The organism is Mesorhizobium sp. HAY1-8B (assembly GCF_056868045.1).
Genome location: NZ_CP200321.1, coordinates 2,197,725 through 2,214,525, shown reverse-complemented (window position 1 = coordinate 2,214,525; position 16,801 = coordinate 2,197,725). Strand labels below are relative to the sequence as shown.

Below are 16,801 nucleotides of genomic sequence, written 5' to 3'. Positions count from 1 at the left end.
TTTGTCGCTGAGGCCGCAACGAACGCGGCCGGTTCACCATTTCCCGCCCATTTTGGTGTGCGGGCATTGCAGCGCGTCGACGCGCCCAATCTCAGATATCGCCTCCCTCCCCGAGCGTGCCGAAATGCATGATCATCCGCTCTGCGTCAGGTGCGATGCCGGTAAATAGTTTGAAGGCTCCCACGGCCTGGAACACCGCCATGCCGCCGCCATTAACGGTCCGGCAGCCTCGCAGGTTCGCCTCGCGCAGCAGACCCGTCTCCAGCGGGAAATAGACGACCTCGGCCACCCAATGGTGCTGTCCAAGCAACGTCACATCGAGCGGCAGGCCTGGATGAGCAGCCATGCCGGTGGGCGTCGCATGTGCCAGACCATCAGCCTCCGCCAGTGCTTCAGCCATGTTGGTGCCCGCGACAAACATGCAGCCAGGATGTCTTGGCGCCAATTGCACGATCAGCCTCTCGATCCGCGCCTTGTCGAGATCGAATACATGCAGCTTCCTCGCGCCCGACATGGCAAGTGCATGCGCGACGGCAATACCGGCGCCGCCGGCTCCAACCAGGAGGACCGTCGCGACATCCGCGTCAGGCAAGCCACGCCGAAAGCCTTCGGCAAATCCCCACCAGTCCGTATTGTGGCCGATGCGCCGTCCATTCCCAAAAGTGATTGTGTTGATCACGCCAAGCGTTGCAGCGTCTTGGCTGAGTTCATCGACAAACTGGATTGCGGCCTGTTTGCACGGGTGAGTGATGTTGAGCCCGACGAAACCCTCGCGCTCCGCCTTCTCGATCAGGCCGCCAAGCGCTTCGACACCGACACCCATCGCTGAAAGATCGATGAGGTCATATCTATAGTCGAGGCTGTGCATGCGCCCCTCATGCATGTGCATAGCCGGCGTGCGGGATCGGGCGATGTCGCTGCCGATAAGGCCCACGCGAATGGGCCGCGTCATTGTCTCATTTCCGGATTTCAAAATTTCCACCCGACGACGTCCTGCAGCCGTGCCGACCACAGTCCTCCTCATCGGCAAAATGTACGAACTGGTTAGTAATGTCAATCAAAAACAGGAGGGTGTTTTCAACCCTGTTGAAGGGGCCAAGCGACTGACTTCATTGAAAAGCGAGGCCTCGAAGAGCTTTGAAGCTCGCATGGGGCCGTTGTCGCGACCGTGAAGTGTGAGCCTCAGAACTTCAGATACGCGAGTACCATGTCGGCAATCATCTGCCGATGCCGGACCTTGACGGCGTCGGCCATGATGTCGCGATTGAAGAGCGCCCCGAATGTATGCCTGTTCGACACACGAAAGAAGCAGGCGGCGCTGATCATCTGATGCAGGTCGATCGGATCGACCTTGCGTTTGAACACACCGCTTTTCTCACCGCGATCGAGAATGGCGGCGATGAGGTCGATTACACCAGAATTGGTCTGCCGTAGCACGTCGGACCCCTTCAAATGCTCGGCGCGGTGAATGTTTTCGATGCAGACGAGTTGCACGAAATCCGGGTTGGCGTCGTCGTGATCGAATGTGTTGCGGATCAGGCTGCGCATTGCGTCTTCGGGCGCGAGATCCTGCAGATGCAGGCGACTCTCGAGTGTGCGGATCTTGGCATAGGCACGCTCAAGCACAGCCAGATAAAGGCCTTCCTTGCTGCCGAAGTAATAGTACAGCATCCGCTTGGACGTCTTGGTCTTCTCGGCGATTGCGTCGACCCGCGCGCCGGAGAATCCGGAATCGACAAACTCCGCAGTGGCCACTTCAAGGATGTTCTCCCTGGTCCCGTCCGGATCGTTCTTTCGCGCGACACGCGTTTGCGCCAGATCCACAGATATGCCCCAACTCATTGAGCTTATGTTCTCCTCGGCATTGCGAGATATCATCCCCAGAGCACGGAATCCGTCAACTGCGCGGCATGCCTTCGGGCCGTATATGCCGCTTCTGCGCCGCGATCCGGAAGATGGCGTTCGGCGCACCGTAGCCGCGATAGCCGCGCCGTTCGACGATTTCAAAGAAGAAGCCTTCGCCGTAGACCGGGCTGTAAAGCTGAAAATACTCACCGGCATCGTCACGATCATAGAGGATGTTGGCATCGCGCAATCGTTCCACGAAATCTGGATCGAGCCCCAGCCGCGCTTCAATATCGTCGTAGTAGTTGCGGCTGATCTCCAGTGGCATCAATCCGTTTGAGCGCAACGCTTGCGCCGTGGCGAAGATGTCGCCGGTAAGGAAGGCCAGATGCTGGATGCTGGAACCGAAATTCTCGGCGATGAAATGTCCGGCCAATGTCAAGTGGTTCTCGGCACCGTTCAAGGTCGCTCTGAAACTGCCTGACGGACTTGCCATAACCTGGCTACGCACCACACCGGCAGGATCGATGATATCCACGATTGGCGTCTTCTCCACTTGCAAAAAGGACGTATAGAAGAGCACAGCCGTCAGAAGTTCATCGTATTTGACCGTCTGTGCAATGTGGTCGATCGATTGAAGCCCCGCTGGCATCTCAGCTTCCCCGTCCTGCTCCGCGACAAAATCCTTGCCCCAGACGCTGGCTAGGTCGCTCGTCTGGTCAAGAAAATAGAACACGGCGCCGCCAGGTCCGAAGACTGCCGGTATTCTCGTCTCGCCTGAGCCCGGGACTTGCTTGAATTCCTCTGCGCCCAATCCGAGTGCCCGCTCAACCGCGTCTGCGGCATTGGGGACCTGCAGTCCGACCGCATAGGCTGTGGTCCCGTGCATATTATAGGCCGAACGGGCAAAACCGACTGTGTCGGTGTTGATAACGATGCGGATCTCGCCTTGCTGGTAGACGGTGACCTTCTTTGCTTTGTGGCGCGCCACCCTGCGAAATCCGAGTGCGCGCAGAAGCGCGGTCATCTCATCGGCGTCACTTCCGGCCGTCGCGAATTCGATGAACGAAATCCCTTGAACCTCGATTCGATCGGGCATTTCCGGCATCGTCGCGGCCACATCAGGTTCCGCTCGACGCACCTGGTCGCCCAAGTAGATCAGCGACCGCTGCCCATCGAGGGCAATCATCCGTGTTGAACCTCCGCGAAACTGATCGTTGAATATCTCAAGCGAGAAATAGCCGTCATAGCCCGTTGCCGCTACCGCTCGCATGAACTCGGTAACCGGCAAATCCCCCTCGCCCGGCATGTTGCGATAATGCCGGCTCCAGTAAAGCAGATCCATGTCGATCAGCGGCGCATCGGCAAGTTGGACGATGAAGATCTTCTCCTTCGGGATGGAGCGGATCGAGTTGACGTCGACCTTTCGAGCCAGCGTATGGAAGCTGTCGAGGATCAAGCCGATATTCGGATGGTTGGCGCGGCGGACAATTTCCCAAGCGTCGCGATGATCGTGAATATGCTTGGCCCAGGCCAGTGCCTCGTAGCCAACCCGCAAGCCGCGTCTGGAGGCTCTTTCCCCAAGTTCGTAGAAATCCGACGCCGCCCGGTCAAGCCCGCCTAGCGCAGGTGCGGACACGTTCGAGCAGACCAGCAGCAGATCGGTACCAAGTTCCTGCATCATGTCGAACTTGCGTTCGGCGCGATCGAAGGTTCGGCTACGTTGGGCTTCCGGCATTCCTTCGAAATCACGAAAAGGTTGGAAGAGTGATATTTTCAAGCCTTTATCCCGGACCATCTTTCCGACTTCCAGAGGACTACTGTCGAAGACCAGAAGGTCGTTTTCGAAGATTTCCACGGCATCGAAACCGGCTGCCGCGATCGCTTCCAGTTTCTTGTCGAGCCCACCACTGACCGACACCGTAGCGATCGAGGTCTTCATGCTCGCCTCCAAAATGTACTATCTAGTTCGAATATAGCATGAATGTGATGAGCCGCAAACTGGCTTGAGGGTGAGGTCCGGTCCGGGGCTGCTTGTCCTGATGCCGCCGACATATCCCTGGAATTGAGCCGTCAGATCGGCACGTCCGGAAACCTACCGCACGCTGAGCGGAGCCGCCATCGGGACGCTCGGCCAGGCAGCGCCTTCGCATGTGCGATATGAAAATTGTGCATTGCAATATCCGCAGCCATCGATATGGTCCTGTTATCGGCCATCTACTCCTCCCAGATGCGATGCCGACGCTGAATGCGGCGCACCTCCTCCCGCGCTGCATTTCATATCGAGCCCGCTGCCACCTCCTCCCGGCAGCGGGCTTTTTCTATGTATGAGGGCAATTCGGCGTGGCCAACATTGGCGTCTAGGCGAAACGAATGGCCCGGACTTCAAGGCCTTTATTGCCCTGCCCGCACTGGACAAACACCTTCTGGCCCTCGACCAGCGTACTGAGCCCTGAGCGGGACAGCGCAGTGGCATGGACGAAGACGTCCTTCTCACCGTCGTCAGGCGCAATGAAGCTGAAGCCCTTTTCGGGATTGTACCACTTGACCGTGCCTTCACTCTCCAGCTGCATATCCACCCCGGCGATGGGTCCTTCAGCGAGGCGCGCATGTGCGGGAGTTTTCGCGATTTGATCGCCGATCTCCAGCACTTGCGTGACCTGATGACCCCTCTGGCTCTCTTCGACCGTGACCTTGAGACACGTCCCCTCGGAAACACACGCAACAGCTCGCTAACGAAGATCCATCGAATAAGGCCTGCCCATCCCTGCTGCCTCGTTGCCACCCAACGGCGCGACTACCTCGACGCAGACCGAAGTCGACATCAATCACACCAGCCAGAGTTCGCCGCTGGCAGGCTCGTTTCAGACCGTTGCCTCCTCGCAAGCTTCTCGAGCATAGCTCGACGGCTTCCTGGACCGATCACCTTGGGCGAGAACCATACGCGCCAGGTACGGAGCGACGCCACGATCGGCAGTTCGATGGCCTGGAAGTTGCGGGCGTAGAGTCGATCTCCTCCCCTGAAAAATGCTTTGTCAGACCTGCCCTTCCGACGCCGTCATCCCCATGGCCTTGGGGATGACGCTTGTTCGAGATCCGACGTCTCCGGATCAGTTGCGCCTTTTAAGTTGCGCCGCCGCTGGCTGGTTCAGATAGAGCTTGGCATGCGGCTGTTTCTGCAAAAGCGATGCCGGGCACATGAACGTCACCGGGCCTTCGAGAAGCTGCTTGATCACTCCCGCCTTGTCGGCGTCATGGACCAGCGCCAGCACGCGGCTCGGCTTGAGCAGCGCATGCATGGTCAGCGAAAGACCGTAATACGGCACCTCGTCGAGCGTCTTGAAGATACCTGCCCTCTTCACCTGGTTGCGCGTCGTCTCGTCGAGTGCCACGACGCGGATGACGTCCTTGGTGTCGAAATCGGCGGGAGGATCGTTGAAGGCAAGGTGGCCACTGTTGCCGATGCCGACCACGCACAGCACCGGGTTGAGCTCGTTATAGAGCTTGGTATAGCGGGCCAGTTCCTCCTCAACCGGCATATGGTCGCCCTGCATGGGGAAGAACGCTTTCGGCTTGACATGATCGAGCAGGTGCTTGCGCATGCGCGACGCGCCGCTTTCGGTCCGGCTTTCGGCGACGCCCATATAGGTGTCGACATGGAGCACGGTGATGCGCGACCATTCGATGTCGGTGCGGGCGCGCAGCGCGGTGTAGAAGGCCTCCTGAGCAGCGCCGAGCGCCATGATGATGGCGATCTCCGGCTTCTTGGCAAGTGCCCCCTTCACCACGCTTGCCAGATCCTCGGCAGCCGCCTCGCCAAGCTCCCTGTCGGTCGCCGCGACCAGGACTTGGAGCTGGTCGTATTTGAGATCTTCCATTGCTTCTTCCTTTCGTTTTCGGGTGCTAGCCCGGACAAAGCTGGGGCATGCGCGGCGGGAGGCCGCGCAGGGCAAAGTCTTTGGGTCTGATTGTTGGTCCGGCGTCGGCAGCCGCTAAGGCTTCGGCGGCCCCGTCTTGCCGCGGCCGGATGGCGTGTCGGTTTCGCCGGCCGAAACCCAGCGCACGCTATAGGGTGCGTCCACTTTGAACTCCGCTTCGAGATCGACGAAGGTCTGGCGCAACAGCACTTCGAGGCGCTCGTGGTCGCCGGCGCGCATGGCGTCCAGCAGCCGCGAGTGCACGGCGATCATGTGGCGTGCATGCCGTTCGTCATTGTCGAGCGCCCCGCGCAACGGGCTGAGTTGGCGGTAGATGCCCGACATCGCCCGCAGCAGGATCGGATTGCGCGCGGCATGCGCGATGCGCCTGTGGAACATGCCGTCGGCGCGCCATACCATCTTGGGATCGGCGATATGCAGGTCCATCAGCCGGATCGTGTCCTCGATCCGGTCGAACTCCTCGCTTGTCCCGTTCTCGGCGGCCAGGTGATAGACGATCGGCTCCAGCAGCCGGCGCGTGGCGATCAGCTCCGCCACGTGATGCGATTCATGCGCGATGTTCTTGCCCACGACATCGAGCGGAATCATGCCCGAAGCAACGAACACGCCGCCGGCCTGGCCGGGCTTGATGCGCAGCACGCCCGAATTCTCCAGGATGCGCAGCGCCTGCCGCAAAGTCGGCCGCGACACCTCCAGCAGCGCCGTCATCTCCTTCTCGTTGGGCAGCCGGTCGCCCTCGCCGAGCCCTTGCGCGTCGATCGCGTCTATGATCCGCTCGATCACCGCCTCGAAGGTACGATGGACCTTGATCGGCGCGAAAATGCCTTGCGTTCCGGTCGCTTCCGGCTCCGGTTTGGTCTTCGGTCTCTTCACAGTCTCCTCCATCGTCCTCATCTTATGCCGCATCACGAAGGAGCACGCCAAGCTCGGCCGCATGATCGAGTTCGGAAACGCTCACATCGGCAAGAAACGCCGGTTCGATACCGGCGCCATAGAACTGAACGGCCGTATCCAGATAATCTGGCGCCGCCAACCGGATGGACCCGTTCAATACGATCCGTTCGGGATGGTAGAATCGCGAAATGAGCTGCATGACATAGCCGAGATAACGGGCGAAGATCGCAACCGTCGTGCGCGCATGGCTCTCGCCGTCCCTCGCCCTGCCGAATACGGTTATGGCATCCGCATCCTCGGCGGCGATCTGCTTGTACATCTCGCGGATGCCGCGGCCGCACACCGTGCGGTCGAGCGAGCGATACTCGCAAAGTTCCTCGACGTAGACGCTCTGCTCGGAAATCAGCCCGGCGGCGAAATGCCCGCGCAGCACCGCGCCGCTGTAGCAGCCGACGCCGATGCCGGTCCCGACATTCAGCATGGCGAAGGCGGCGGCCTCGCGCCCGGCGCCAAGCTTGGCTTCAGCCTTGGTCATGGCATGGATGTCATCGTCGACGATGACCGGACAGCCGAGCCGCTCCGTCAGGAAGGTTTCGAGCGGAAAGCCGACGCGGCCGCCCATCAGCGAGGAATAGATCACGGTGCCTCGGTCGAGTACGCCGTTGAGGCTGACCGCCACGCGCTCGCAGCCCGGCGGCGCGACCGAGCGGACAAGCTGGGCGAGGTCGCTGGCGAAGGCCGTCGTGCCCCGCCGCATAAGCGCGCTCGGCGTGCGGCCAAGTGGCGTCACGCTCATGTCAGCCCCGATCGCGCAGAACTGTATCTTGGTGCCGCCGATATCGACTCCGAGCGCCGCGCTCATGCCACGGCCCTGTAGGCGATCGGTAACGGATCGGCATCGCCGCTGAGATGCAGCGCCTCGAGCCGGCCATAGGACGCGCCCAGCGCGCCGAAATAGGCGATCTCCCAGCGGTCCTCGGCCGTCAGCACCGGCACGCCGTGATAGGGCAACACCCGCGACCAGCCATTGACCGGCACCACCGCCAGATTCTCGGGCTTGGGCGAGACGGTCAGCTTGAGCGCGTGCGGGCGCAGATCATGCAGATAGCCGGTGGAATCGCGCAACGACAGCAGCGAGCGATAGGCGAAGAACTGCCGGTGGGCGACCTTGTCGACATAGTCTCGAACATAGCGCAGGGCGGAATCGCTCTGTTCGGGATCATAGGCCCTGGCCAGCACCTGCGGATCGTAATCGAATGTCGGCACGGAGGTCCGCGATGCCGCCACGGTGGTCGCATAGGTCGCGCGGACGTCCGCATCGCCCTGCTGCCAAAGCTCGCGCATCCGCTCCTGCTCATGGATCCAGCGTGCTTCAAAATTGGGAATTGTCGTCACCATGTCGTCAAGGCTGTGGAAGCCGATCCGGTCGGGATCAATGCCCGAAAGGGCCGCAACGCCGGAAATGCCGGCCCGATAGGCGGCGATGCGGCGTGGGTCGACGCCCTGGCAACGTCCCAAGATGCCTTCCTCGAGGATGGTCAACCGCCCGCCTGGAGGGTAGACGGCGCCGGTCGCGTCGAGCACGGCCTGGAAGCGCCGCAGCATCAATGCCTCGCCAAGGTCGGGCGCCTGCCGCTGCGTTTTCAACGGATTCGGCACCTTGTAGGGGAAAGCCATGGCGACGAATTCGATGGGTTTGTTCCTCGCAATGAAGACGTTCAGCCGATCGAGCCACATCTGACGGTTGGCGACGATGAAGGTCGGGTCGCCGAACAGCACCTCGGGATGGCTGAAGATGGACAGCAGCCGCTCGGCGACGCCCCCCTCCCCCGTGGCCGCGATCGCGACATCGTTGACACTCATCAGTTCGCGCAGCCCGGCGGCGTCCAGCTCCGCCTTGCCGGCGATTTCAGGCGGCGTGAAAGTTCTGGGCAAGGTGGCGTTGATATAGATGTAGGGGCTGGACATGCTCATGCTTTCGGAAAGTCAGGCTTTCAGTCAATCAGTCGGGCTTGCGGATGCGGGCCAGGAATTCGGCGGTGCGCGGGTTGTTCGAATGGCGGATCAGATCGGCGGGTCGGCCCGATTCCGCGACCTTGCCAGCGTCGATGAAATGCACGACATCGCCGACATCCTCGGCAAAGCTGATCTCGTGGGTGACGATCAGCATGGTCATGCCGTCACGGGCGAGATCGCGCATCACCGCCAGCACCTCGCCGACCAGTTCGGGATCGAGCGCCGAGGTCGGCTCGTCGAACAGCACGATGCCCGGATTGGCGGCAATCGCCCTGGCGATTGCGACACGCTGCTGCTGGCCGCCGGACAGTTGCGATGGGTAGGAATCGCCGCGGTCGCCGAGGCCGACGCGTGCCAGCAATTCCCTGCCCCGTTCGAAGGCCACTCTTTCCCCCTGTTTGAGGACCAGGCGCAGGCCGGCGGTCACATTCTCCAGCGCCGTCATGTTGGGAAACAGGTTGAAGCGCTGGAACACCATGCCTATGCGCGCCCGACGCGCTGCGGTGACCTTGGCCGAGGCTTCGATCCAACCGCCGCCGCGCCGTTCGGCGCCGACCAGATAGTCGTCGACCCAGAGCTCGCCGCCATCATAGCTCTCCAGGCTGTTGACGCAGCGCAGCAGCGTGCTCTTGCCGGACCCGGAAGGCCCGATGATGAAGGCCACCTGGCCCCGCGCCACCGTCAGGTCGATGCCGTTGAGGGCGCTATAGCTGCCGAACGATTTCCTGAGGCCATTGATGCGGACCGCGTCCGACTGGGGATTTGTCGCCATCATCGCCATCCCTAGAGGTTCGGCCTGGCGGTTGGGCTCGGCCCCGCGCCCACGCCCTTGGCCAGGTGCGCCTCCAGCCATGACTGGCCGGCCGAGGCGATGGAGACCAGCACCAGATACCAGAGCGAGGCCACGATCAGCATTTCGATGACGTAGAAATTCTGCGCGGCGATGCCTTGCACCGTGCCCAGTATCTCCTTGGTGCCGATCACATAGACAAGCGAGGTCGCCTTCAGAAGGTCGATGGCGAGATTGCCCGCCGCCGGCAGGATGACACGGATCGCCTGTGGCAGCACGATGCGCAGCAGAGCGCGGCGCGGCGTCATGCCGATCGACAGCGCCGCCTCGGTCTGGCCGGTATCGACGGCAAGAAGTCCACCACGGATCACCTCACACATGAAGGCACTGACATTCAGGAACAGGCCGAGCAGCGCCGCCGTGGTCGGCGTCACCAGCGTGTTGGTCGAGACTGTGAAGCCGGCAATGCTGAGCCGCGGCAGGAACAGTCCGAGATTGAACCAGAACACGATCTGCACCAGAAGCGGCGTGCCACGGAAGAACCAGATATAGCCCGCCGCTATGACGCGCAGCACCGAGTTCTTCGAGATCCGCATCGCCGCCAACAATGTGCCAAGCACCGCCGAGCCTGCAAGCGACACGACGGTGAGCATCAGTGTCGTGGCGACGCCGCTCAGCATCACCGGCGCGAAGAAATATTCGCCGATTACTTCCCAATGGATGCTGCCGCTGCCGACGACGATCCCTGCCAGCGCCAGCACCACGACCAGCGCGGCGACGGCGGTGAGGGTCGAGAAGATCCGGGCGCCTGGCCGGCGGCGGATGTGCGGGCCAGGTGCCGCGTCCACGCTGCTGGGAGAGATCTCGGTGACCAAGGTCAAGGCAGCGGGTCTAGAAGAGCGCCGCATTGATCAGGATGGGGTTGAGCCCGCCATCGCCGACCTGCCACTTGTCCATGATCTTTTTGTAGGTGCCGTCCTCGACCATCCCCTGCATGGCGCCGGCGAGTGCCGCCACCAGGTCCGGCGTCTTCTTGGAGAAGGCGATACCCTGGTTCGCCGGCGCGAACAGCGCCACCGGCGACAGCTCCAGCTTGGTCTGGATGCCTTCGGTCGCGGTCTTCAGCGTATAGTTGCTGACGCCATAGGTGTTCATGGTCGCGTCGGCCTGGCCGCTGGCGACGGCAAGATAGGGCCCGGTCTGGTCAGCGGTTTCGCTAAGCACCACCGGCGAAGAACAGCTCTCGTTCAGCTTCTTGACAATATCGGGGAATAGCGAGCCGGTGACGATCGCGACGCGTTTGCCGCACAGATCTTCCATCTTGGCGATGTTCTGCGGATTGCCTTTCGGCACGATGACGCCAGAGCCTTCCTTGGAGTAAGCGATGAAGTCGACGACCTTCTCGCGCGCCAGCGTGTCGGCCATGGCGCTGACATAGAAGTCGAAGCGTCCGGACTGGACGCCGGGGATGCCGGCAGTGAACTGAACGTCGCTCCAGTTGACGGTGAGCCCGAGCCGCTTTGCCGCTTCGTTGAGGAGATCCGCGTCGACGCCAGCCGGTTTGCCGGTGGCCTGATCGATGAACGACCAAGGCGCATTGCCATCGGTGGTCGCGCCGTTGAGCACGCCGCGCGCCTTAACGTCACTGGGCAGACGCTTGGCGAGATCGGCGGATGCCTTCATGTTTCCCGTGATCTCGAACGGCGCCTGCGCCGCACTGGGTCCGGCCGAAAGCAGGAAGGCGGCGATCACAGCGGCGGCAGCAAGGCTGCCTCTTAAGCGTGGTGAGTTCATCTGGCTCTCCCTTAGCCTTGAAAACAGGTACGTTAAAAGGGATACTCTTTTTACCTTTAAAGTGCAATAGAGTTTCTCTTTGAATGTTCCATGCTGGAAACCCCGACTCTCGTTGCGGCGGCCGCATTCCACTTGCCCGCGACTTCCGTCGAGGCCAGCCACCTTGTTGAGGTGAAGTCGCCAGAGTCCGAAAGGCTGTTGCCGGAGCGGCCCCAGCCGGCCCGCAGCATCCAGAACATCTGGTCGGTGAGGCTCACAGTGGCATACGGGCCGGCCATCCAGCCGGTGCCGGAAGCCGTCGTGCCGGATGTCTGGTTCATCGTGTCGACCTGGGTGAACCCGCCAATCAGCAAATTGGGATTGATCACATAATCCGTGCCGACGGTGAACAGGCCAAACCGGCCGCTGCGTTCGCCATTGTAACCGGCATAGGTGCCCTCCACCCAGAGGTCGAAGGGCGGGTAGGAATGCGAGACGCCGCCATCCGAACCGTTCACGCCAAGTGCCGCATCCTGCCACTTCCTCATCTGTGACAGCGAGCCGTGGAACGAAGCGGCAAAGCCGTCACGGGCATTCAGCGTGGCATCAAGGTAGTCAACACAAAAACGGACGGACGATCGCCCGATCCCAAAGCCCATTACCGCCACTCGGCATCGCTGGCTCACGTTCGCCGTCGGGAGAGGCGCTTCTTATCAGTTATCCGAACAGATCGGGACGCGTCGCGTTTAGGTGCTGCACGGTGCGCAGCACTTCGCGCAGATGCGCCGTCATATGCTGGCCGGCCTGTTTGGGATCGCCTTTTTCGATGGCCTCGAAGATCGCCGCGTGCTGGGCGAGCAGTGTTTCGAGGTGGCCGGGATCGGGCAAGCTGAGATAGCGCACGCGGTCCATCTGCAGCTTGACCACCTGGATCACCCGCCAGCTTCTTGACAGGCCGGCCTCCTCGCACAGGCTGCGGTGGAAGGCTTCGTCGAGTTCGAGGAACTGCTCGCGATCGTCACCGGCCACGGCCTGCTTCTGCAGGACGAGATTGGCCCTGACGGCGGCAAGGAAGCCATTCGAGCCATGGCCGGCCAGCCGCTGCACGACCGCCACCTCCAGCGCCTCGCGGATGAACTGCGCCTCCTCGACATCGCTCAGCCTTATTGGCGCGACGAAGCTGCCGCGCTGCGGCAGGATGTCGATCAGCCCCTCGTCGGCCAAGCGGATCAACGCCTCGCGCACCGGGGTGCGGCTGACGCCGAGCTGCTGGGCAAGATCCTGCTCGCTCAAAGCCTCCGAAGGCAGCATGACCAGCGTGGTGATGGCACGGCGCAGCCGCTCATAGATCTGCGGCGAGATCGGCAAGCGGTTGTTGACCGGCTCCAGCACCCGCGACGGATCGCGCTGGCCGGCGGTCTTGCCGCGGCCGGTTGAAAGCCTCGTCTCCGGAAGCTTGGTCTCCATGACTAAATCCTGCCGCCGATCCGACGTCTCCCTCTGCTCCGGTCATGACACCGCGCGCGCCGCAACTCAAGCGCCAAAGCCCGCTTCATTCACAATTGACATACTACCATGGTAGTGTGTATGACACCTCCAGCTGATGGGTGAGGAGCCGGCATGAAGATCACGGACATCAGGGCGACCACGGTCACCGTGCCGCTGGAGGCGGCGCTGCGCCACAGCAACGGCACTCATTGGGGCCGCTTCGTGCGCACCGTGGTCGAGGTCGAGACCGACGAAGGCATCACCGGTCTCGGTGAAATGGGTGGCGGCGGCGCCAGCGCGGAAGCGGCCTTCGCCGGGCTGAAGTCCTACCTCGTCGGCCATGACCCCTTCGATCTCAACCGCATGCGCTATGCCATCTGCAATCCGACGGCATCGCTCTACAACAACCGCACCCAGCTGCATGCGGCGCTGGAATTCGCCTGCCTCGACATCATCGGCAAGAAGCTCGGCGTACCCGTCTACCAGCTGCTCGGCGGCAAGGTGCGCGACAGTGTCGGCTTCGCTTCCTATCTGTTCTTCCGCTATGCCGACCGCCGCACCGGCAAGGGCGAGGTGCGTACCGTCGAACAATTGCTCGACCACGCCCGCACGCTGAAGGCCGAGCACGGCTTTCGCGCCCACAAGCTCAAGGCCGGCGTGTTCCATCCGGACTTTGAGTTGGAGTGCTTCCGGGCGCTGGCAGCGGAATTCCCGGGCGACACGCTGCGCTACGACCCGAACGCCGCACTCTCGGTCGAGCAGGCGCTGCGCTTCGGCCAGGCAATCTCGGACCTCAACAACGACTATTTCGAGGACCCGACCTGGGGGCTCGCCGGTATGCGGCGGCTGCGCGAAAAACTCTCCATCCCGCTTGCCACCAACACGATCGTCATCGATTTCGAGCAGCTTGCCACCAATGTGCGCGACCCGGCGGTCGACGTCATCCTGCTCGACACCACCTTCTGGGGCGGCATACGGGCCTGCGTGCGCGCCGCCCAGACCTGCGACACATTCGGCCTCGGCATCGCCGTGCATTCGTCCGGAGAGCTTGGCATCCAGCTCGCCTCGATGCTGCATCTCGGCGCCGTGCTGCCCAATCTCGTCTTCACGGCCGACGCGCACTACCACCATCTCCGAGACGACATCATCGTCGGCGGCAAGATGCGCTACGAGAACGGCGCCATCGCCGTGCCGGAGGCGCCGGGCCTCGGCGTCGAACTCGACCGCGACAAGCTCGAGACCTATGCCGAGCTCTACCGCTCGCTTGGCGGCTATGCCTATGACCGCGATCCTGGCCGCCCAGGCTGGTATCCGCTTTTGCCCAACACCGACTTCGCCGACCACAAGGATGCAGCCGTGCCCGATCTCGGGCTCGGCTGACGATTTTTGCCTCGTACGGGTCGGCGGGAGGACGCTATGACTACCAACCGGAGGAGAACGACAATGACAAGCACCAGAACGGCCCGCACAGCCTTGTTCGCCGCAGCTCTGCTCGGCTGCACCTGCCTCGCTGCGATCGGCGCGCGCGCCGATGACGGCATCGCTAAGGGCGACACGTCGGCCAAGAAGATCGCCTTCAGCAATTCCTACGCCGGCAATTCCTTCCGCCAGGTGATGATCAAGAGTTTCGAGGAGATGGGCGCCAAGGCCGTGGCCAACAAGCAGGTCGCCGCCACCGCCGTCGTCAGCTCCAACAATTCGGTGACCGAACAGGCTAGCCAGATCGAGAACCTGATCCTGCAGGGCTATGACGCGATCATCGTCCTTGCCGGCTCCGACACCGCGCTCAACGGCGCCATCAAGGATGCTTGCAATGCCGGCATCACCGTGGTCGCCTTCGCCAGCGGCGTCACCGAACCCTGTGCCTACGTCGTCGACTACAACCTCGATTCCTATGCCAAGGCCGAACTCGATTTCATCTCCAGCAAGCTCGGCGACAAGCCGGCCAACATCCTCGAAATCCGCGGCATGGCCGGCGATGGCTTCGACAAGCGCCTGCATGAAGGCGTCGAGAAGGCGATGAAGGCTCACGCCAGCTACAAGGCCGTCGGCGAGGTCTATGGCCAGTGGACGGCGACCGTGGCGCAAAAGGAAGTGTCGGGCATCCTGCCGTCGCTGCCTCAGGTCGACGCGGTGCTGACGCAGGGCGGCGACGGTTATGGTGCCGCGCAGGCATTCAAGGCCGCCAACCGGCCGCTGCCGATCATCATCATGGGCAACCGCCAGGATGAGCTGGCGCTGTGGAAGCAGGAGCACGATGCGAGCGGCTACCAGACCTTCTCCTTGGGCGCGACGCCGAGCGTGTCGCAGGTCGCCTTCTGGGTAGCGCAGCAGATCCTGGCCGGCAAGAAGGTGCCAAAATTCGTCGAGGTGCCGCTGCTGCAGATCAACCAGCCCGATCTCGACGCCTGGCTGAAGACGGTGCCGGAAGGGGGCGTCGTCAATGCCGAATATCCGCAGGAACTGGTGGCCAAGATCATCGACGCCAACGTAAAGAAGGAGCCTCTGCCGGGCGTTCCCGCGCCGAAATGAGCAGCATGGCTGAATGATGAACGATCCCACGCCGCCCAAGATGGACTCAGCAGAGACATGCAATGCTGACAGCCTCCTCATCGAGGTACGCGATGTCCGCAAGCACTATGATGCCGTGCATGCCCTGGGCGGCGTGGATTTTTATCTGAAACCCGGCGAGGTCGTCGGCCTCGTCGGCCACAATGGCGCCGGCAAGTCGACGCTGATGAACGTGCTTGCCGGCACGGTCGAGCGCAGCAGCGGCGACTTCCACCTCGGCGGGCGCGAGATTGGTGCCTGGAGTGCTGCTAGCGCCCAGCAGGCCGGACTGCGCTGCATCTTCCAGGAACTGTCGCTTTGCACCAACCTGACGTCGGCGGAAAACACCCGCATCGTACACAGGCCTCTGCGCGGACCGGGCTGGCGTCGACGCGCCCGCCAGGTGATCGGGCCGGTGCTGGACGAGATCTTCCCCGGTCACGGCATCGATCTCGACAGGAAAGTCGCTGACCTGACGATCGGCGAGCGACAGATGGTCGAGATTGCGCGCGCCTTCACGCAGACCGGCATCAAATTGCGCGCCGTCATTCTCGACGAGCCGACCTCGGCGCTCGGCCACGAGGCGACGGAACAATTGCTCGCTCATATCCGCCGCGCGGCAGGGCGCGGCATTGCCTGCATTTTGATTACTCATCGCCTGAACGAGATCCTCGCCGTCTGCGACCGCACCGTCGTCATGGTCGACGGCAAGGTCGTCGCCGAGCGACCGACCGCTGGCCTGTCACGCACCGCACTGGTCGAACTGATGGGCAGCATCGAACGGCCGCGCGACCGCTCCGGCGGCAAGGCGGCCTCGGTGCAAGGTCCGGTGATCCGGCATGCCGGTCGCGACACCGCCGATCTGGCCATTGAAGTCGGCAAGGGCGAGATCATCGGTTTCGCCGGGCTCGATGGCCACGGCCAGCGCGAGCGGCTGCGCGCCATGTTCTATGCCGCGCGCCGTCAGCGCGAGCCCTTGCCGGGCGCCTATGTCGCTGGCGACCGTGGCTCGGAAGGCGTGTTCTCGCTGTGGTCGATCGCCGATAATCTGACCATCCGCAGCCTGAATGCGCTGACGCGCGGCGGCATGATTTCAAGCGCCGCCGGCCGCAAGCTGGCCGAGACCTGGTCGGAACGGCTCAAGGTCAAGGCGCCTTCGATCGACACGCCGATCCTGTCGCTGTCCGGCGGCAACCAGCAGAAGGTGCTGTTCGCCCGCGCGCTGGCGTCGGACGCGCAAGTGATCTTCCTTGACGATCCGATGCGCGGCGTCGATGTCGGCACCAAGCAGGAGGTCTACCGGCTGATCCGCGCCGAGGCCGAGAACGGCCGCTCCTTCGTCTGGTACACAACCGAGCTCGAAGAGCTCACCAATTGCGGGCGCATCTACGTTTTTCGCGAGGGCCGCGCAGCCACGCGGCTGGAGGGCGATGCCATCGAGACCGGCAGCATCCTGCAGGCCTCGTTCGGAGGGGAGCATGGCTGAGGCCGCCGCAGCCCGGTTCGG

General features: G+C 62.5%; 16 protein-coding genes. 3 read left to right on the top strand and 13 right to left on the bottom strand.

The features are described 5' to 3' along the window. Positions 1 to 91 precede the first annotated feature (91 nt). From AC1VON_RS10645 to AC1VON_RS10585, 13 genes are all read right to left on the bottom strand, one after another. Positions 92 to 952 (bottom strand): shikimate dehydrogenase, encoded by an 861-nt coding sequence (locus tag AC1VON_RS10645; RefSeq protein ID WP_483126305.1) that lies wholly within the window; start codon positions 950 to 952, stop codon positions 92 to 94. A 230-nt stretch (positions 953 to 1,182) separates the two neighbouring features. Next, positions 1,183 to 1,842, bottom strand: a complete 660-nt coding sequence (locus AC1VON_RS10640; protein ID WP_483126304.1) for a TetR/AcrR family transcriptional regulator — start codon at positions 1,840 to 1,842, stop codon at positions 1,183 to 1,185. 55 nt (positions 1,843 to 1,897) lie between these two features. Further along, entirely contained in the window at positions 1,898 to 3,787 is a 1,890-nt protein-coding gene (locus AC1VON_RS10635) for a bifunctional sugar phosphate isomerase/epimerase/4-hydroxyphenylpyruvate dioxygenase family protein (RefSeq protein WP_483122019.1), read from the bottom strand. Between the two features lie 418 nt (positions 3,788 to 4,205). After that, positions 4,206 to 4,496, bottom strand: a complete 291-nt coding sequence (locus AC1VON_RS10630) for a cold-shock protein (RefSeq protein ID WP_483122017.1) — start codon at positions 4,494 to 4,496, stop codon at positions 4,206 to 4,208. Between the two features lie 459 nt (positions 4,497 to 4,955). Then, positions 4,956 to 5,723: a 6-phosphogluconolactonase gene (locus AC1VON_RS10625; protein WP_483122015.1), complete on the bottom strand. Its 768-nt coding sequence runs from the start codon at positions 5,721 to 5,723 to the stop codon at positions 4,956 to 4,958. 114 nt (positions 5,724 to 5,837) lie between these two features. Beyond that, complete coding sequence (locus AC1VON_RS10620; RefSeq protein WP_483122013.1) at positions 5,838 to 6,656, bottom strand: FadR/GntR family transcriptional regulator; 819 nt, start codon at positions 6,654 to 6,656, stop codon at positions 5,838 to 5,840. A gap of 22 nt (positions 6,657 to 6,678) precedes the next feature. Beyond that, positions 6,679 to 7,539: an ROK family protein gene (locus AC1VON_RS10615; protein WP_483122012.1), complete on the bottom strand. Its 861-nt coding sequence runs from the start codon at positions 7,537 to 7,539 to the stop codon at positions 6,679 to 6,681. Continuing rightward, positions 7,536 to 8,645: an L-tyrosine/L-tryptophan isonitrile synthase family protein gene (locus tag AC1VON_RS10610; RefSeq protein WP_483122010.1), complete on the bottom strand. Its 1,110-nt coding sequence runs from the start codon at positions 8,643 to 8,645 to the stop codon at positions 7,536 to 7,538. Before AC1VON_RS10610 ends, AC1VON_RS10615 begins: the two co-directional genes overlap by 4 nt. Before the next feature lie 34 nt (positions 8,646 to 8,679). Further along, a complete protein-coding gene (locus tag AC1VON_RS10605; RefSeq protein ID WP_483122008.1) occupies positions 8,680 to 9,468 on the bottom strand; it encodes an amino acid ABC transporter ATP-binding protein in 789 nt (262 codons plus the stop codon). Between the two features lie 8 nt (positions 9,469 to 9,476). Then, positions 9,477 to 10,364, bottom strand: coding sequence for an amino acid ABC transporter permease (locus tag AC1VON_RS10600; protein ID WP_483122006.1), 888 nt, complete (start codon positions 10,362 to 10,364; stop codon positions 9,477 to 9,479). A gap of 10 nt (positions 10,365 to 10,374) precedes the next feature. Then, positions 10,375 to 11,277, bottom strand: coding sequence for an ABC transporter substrate-binding protein (locus AC1VON_RS10595; RefSeq protein WP_483122005.1), 903 nt, complete (start codon positions 11,275 to 11,277; stop codon positions 10,375 to 10,377). A gap of 56 nt (positions 11,278 to 11,333) precedes the next feature. Continuing rightward, complete coding sequence (locus tag AC1VON_RS10590) at positions 11,334 to 11,804, bottom strand: hypothetical protein (RefSeq protein ID WP_483122003.1); 471 nt, start codon at positions 11,802 to 11,804, stop codon at positions 11,334 to 11,336. A 169-nt stretch (positions 11,805 to 11,973) separates the two neighbouring features. Then, entirely contained in the window at positions 11,974 to 12,723 is a 750-nt protein-coding gene (locus AC1VON_RS10585) for a GntR family transcriptional regulator (protein ID WP_483122001.1), read from the bottom strand. A 153-nt stretch (positions 12,724 to 12,876) separates the two neighbouring features. Here AC1VON_RS10585 and AC1VON_RS10580 point away from each other — a divergent pair, with 153 nt between their 5' ends. The 3 genes from AC1VON_RS10580 (at position 12,877) to AC1VON_RS10570 (ending at position 16,780) form a co-directional block, all read left to right on the top strand. Then, positions 12,877 to 14,124, top strand: coding sequence for an enolase C-terminal domain-like protein (locus AC1VON_RS10580; protein WP_483121999.1), 1,248 nt, complete (start codon positions 12,877 to 12,879; stop codon positions 14,122 to 14,124). Positions 14,125 to 14,187: 63 nt separating this feature from the next. Then, positions 14,188 to 15,276, top strand: coding sequence for a substrate-binding domain-containing protein (locus AC1VON_RS10575; protein WP_483121997.1), 1,089 nt, complete (start codon positions 14,188 to 14,190; stop codon positions 15,274 to 15,276). Positions 15,277 to 15,289: 13 nt separating this feature from the next. Then, the gene (locus AC1VON_RS10570; RefSeq protein ID WP_483121996.1) at positions 15,290 to 16,780 is read left to right on the top strand and encodes a sugar ABC transporter ATP-binding protein; all 1,491 of its coding nucleotides are present in this window, start codon (positions 15,290 to 15,292) and stop codon (positions 16,778 to 16,780) included. Positions 16,781 to 16,801: the final 21 nt, after the last annotated feature.

What these genes read in the sequence shown, in the direction of transcription:
- AC1VON_RS10645 (WP_483126305.1), bottom strand. Translation starts at nt 952, where the DNA reads ATGACGCGGCCCATTCGCGTGGGCCTTATCGGCAGCGACATCGCCCGA.
- AC1VON_RS10640 (WP_483126304.1), bottom strand. Translation starts at nt 1,842, where the DNA reads ATGAGTTGGGGCATATCTGTGGATCTGGCGCAAACGCGTGTCGCGCGA.
- AC1VON_RS10635 (WP_483122019.1), bottom strand. Translation starts at nt 3,787, where the DNA reads ATGAAGACCTCGATCGCTACGGTGTCGGTCAGTGGTGGGCTCGACAAG.
- AC1VON_RS10625 (WP_483122015.1), bottom strand. Translation starts at nt 5,723, where the DNA reads ATGGAAGATCTCAAATACGACCAGCTCCAAGTCCTGGTCGCGGCGACC.
- AC1VON_RS10615 (WP_483122012.1), bottom strand. Translation starts at nt 7,539, where the DNA reads ATGAGCGCGGCGCTCGGAGTCGATATCGGCGGCACCAAGATACAGTTC.
- AC1VON_RS10610 (WP_483122010.1), bottom strand. Translation starts at nt 8,645, where the DNA reads ATGTCCAGCCCCTACATCTATATCAACGCCACCTTGCCCAGAACTTTC.
- AC1VON_RS10605 (WP_483122008.1), bottom strand. Translation starts at nt 9,468, where the DNA reads ATGATGGCGACAAATCCCCAGTCGGACGCGGTCCGCATCAATGGCCTC.
- AC1VON_RS10595 (WP_483122005.1), bottom strand. Translation starts at nt 11,277, where the DNA reads ATGAACTCACCACGCTTAAGAGGCAGCCTTGCTGCCGCCGCTGTGATC.
- AC1VON_RS10590 (WP_483122003.1), bottom strand. Translation starts at nt 11,804, where the DNA reads ATGAGGAAGTGGCAGGATGCGGCACTTGGCGTGAACGGTTCGGATGGC.
- AC1VON_RS10585 (WP_483122001.1), bottom strand. Translation starts at nt 12,723, where the DNA reads ATGGAGACCAAGCTTCCGGAGACGAGGCTTTCAACCGGCCGCGGCAAG.
- AC1VON_RS10580 (WP_483121999.1), top strand. Translation starts at nt 12,877, where the DNA reads ATGAAGATCACGGACATCAGGGCGACCACGGTCACCGTGCCGCTGGAG.
- AC1VON_RS10575 (WP_483121997.1), top strand. Translation starts at nt 14,188, where the DNA reads ATGACAAGCACCAGAACGGCCCGCACAGCCTTGTTCGCCGCAGCTCTG.
- AC1VON_RS10570 (WP_483121996.1), top strand. Translation starts at nt 15,290, where the DNA reads ATGATGAACGATCCCACGCCGCCCAAGATGGACTCAGCAGAGACATGC.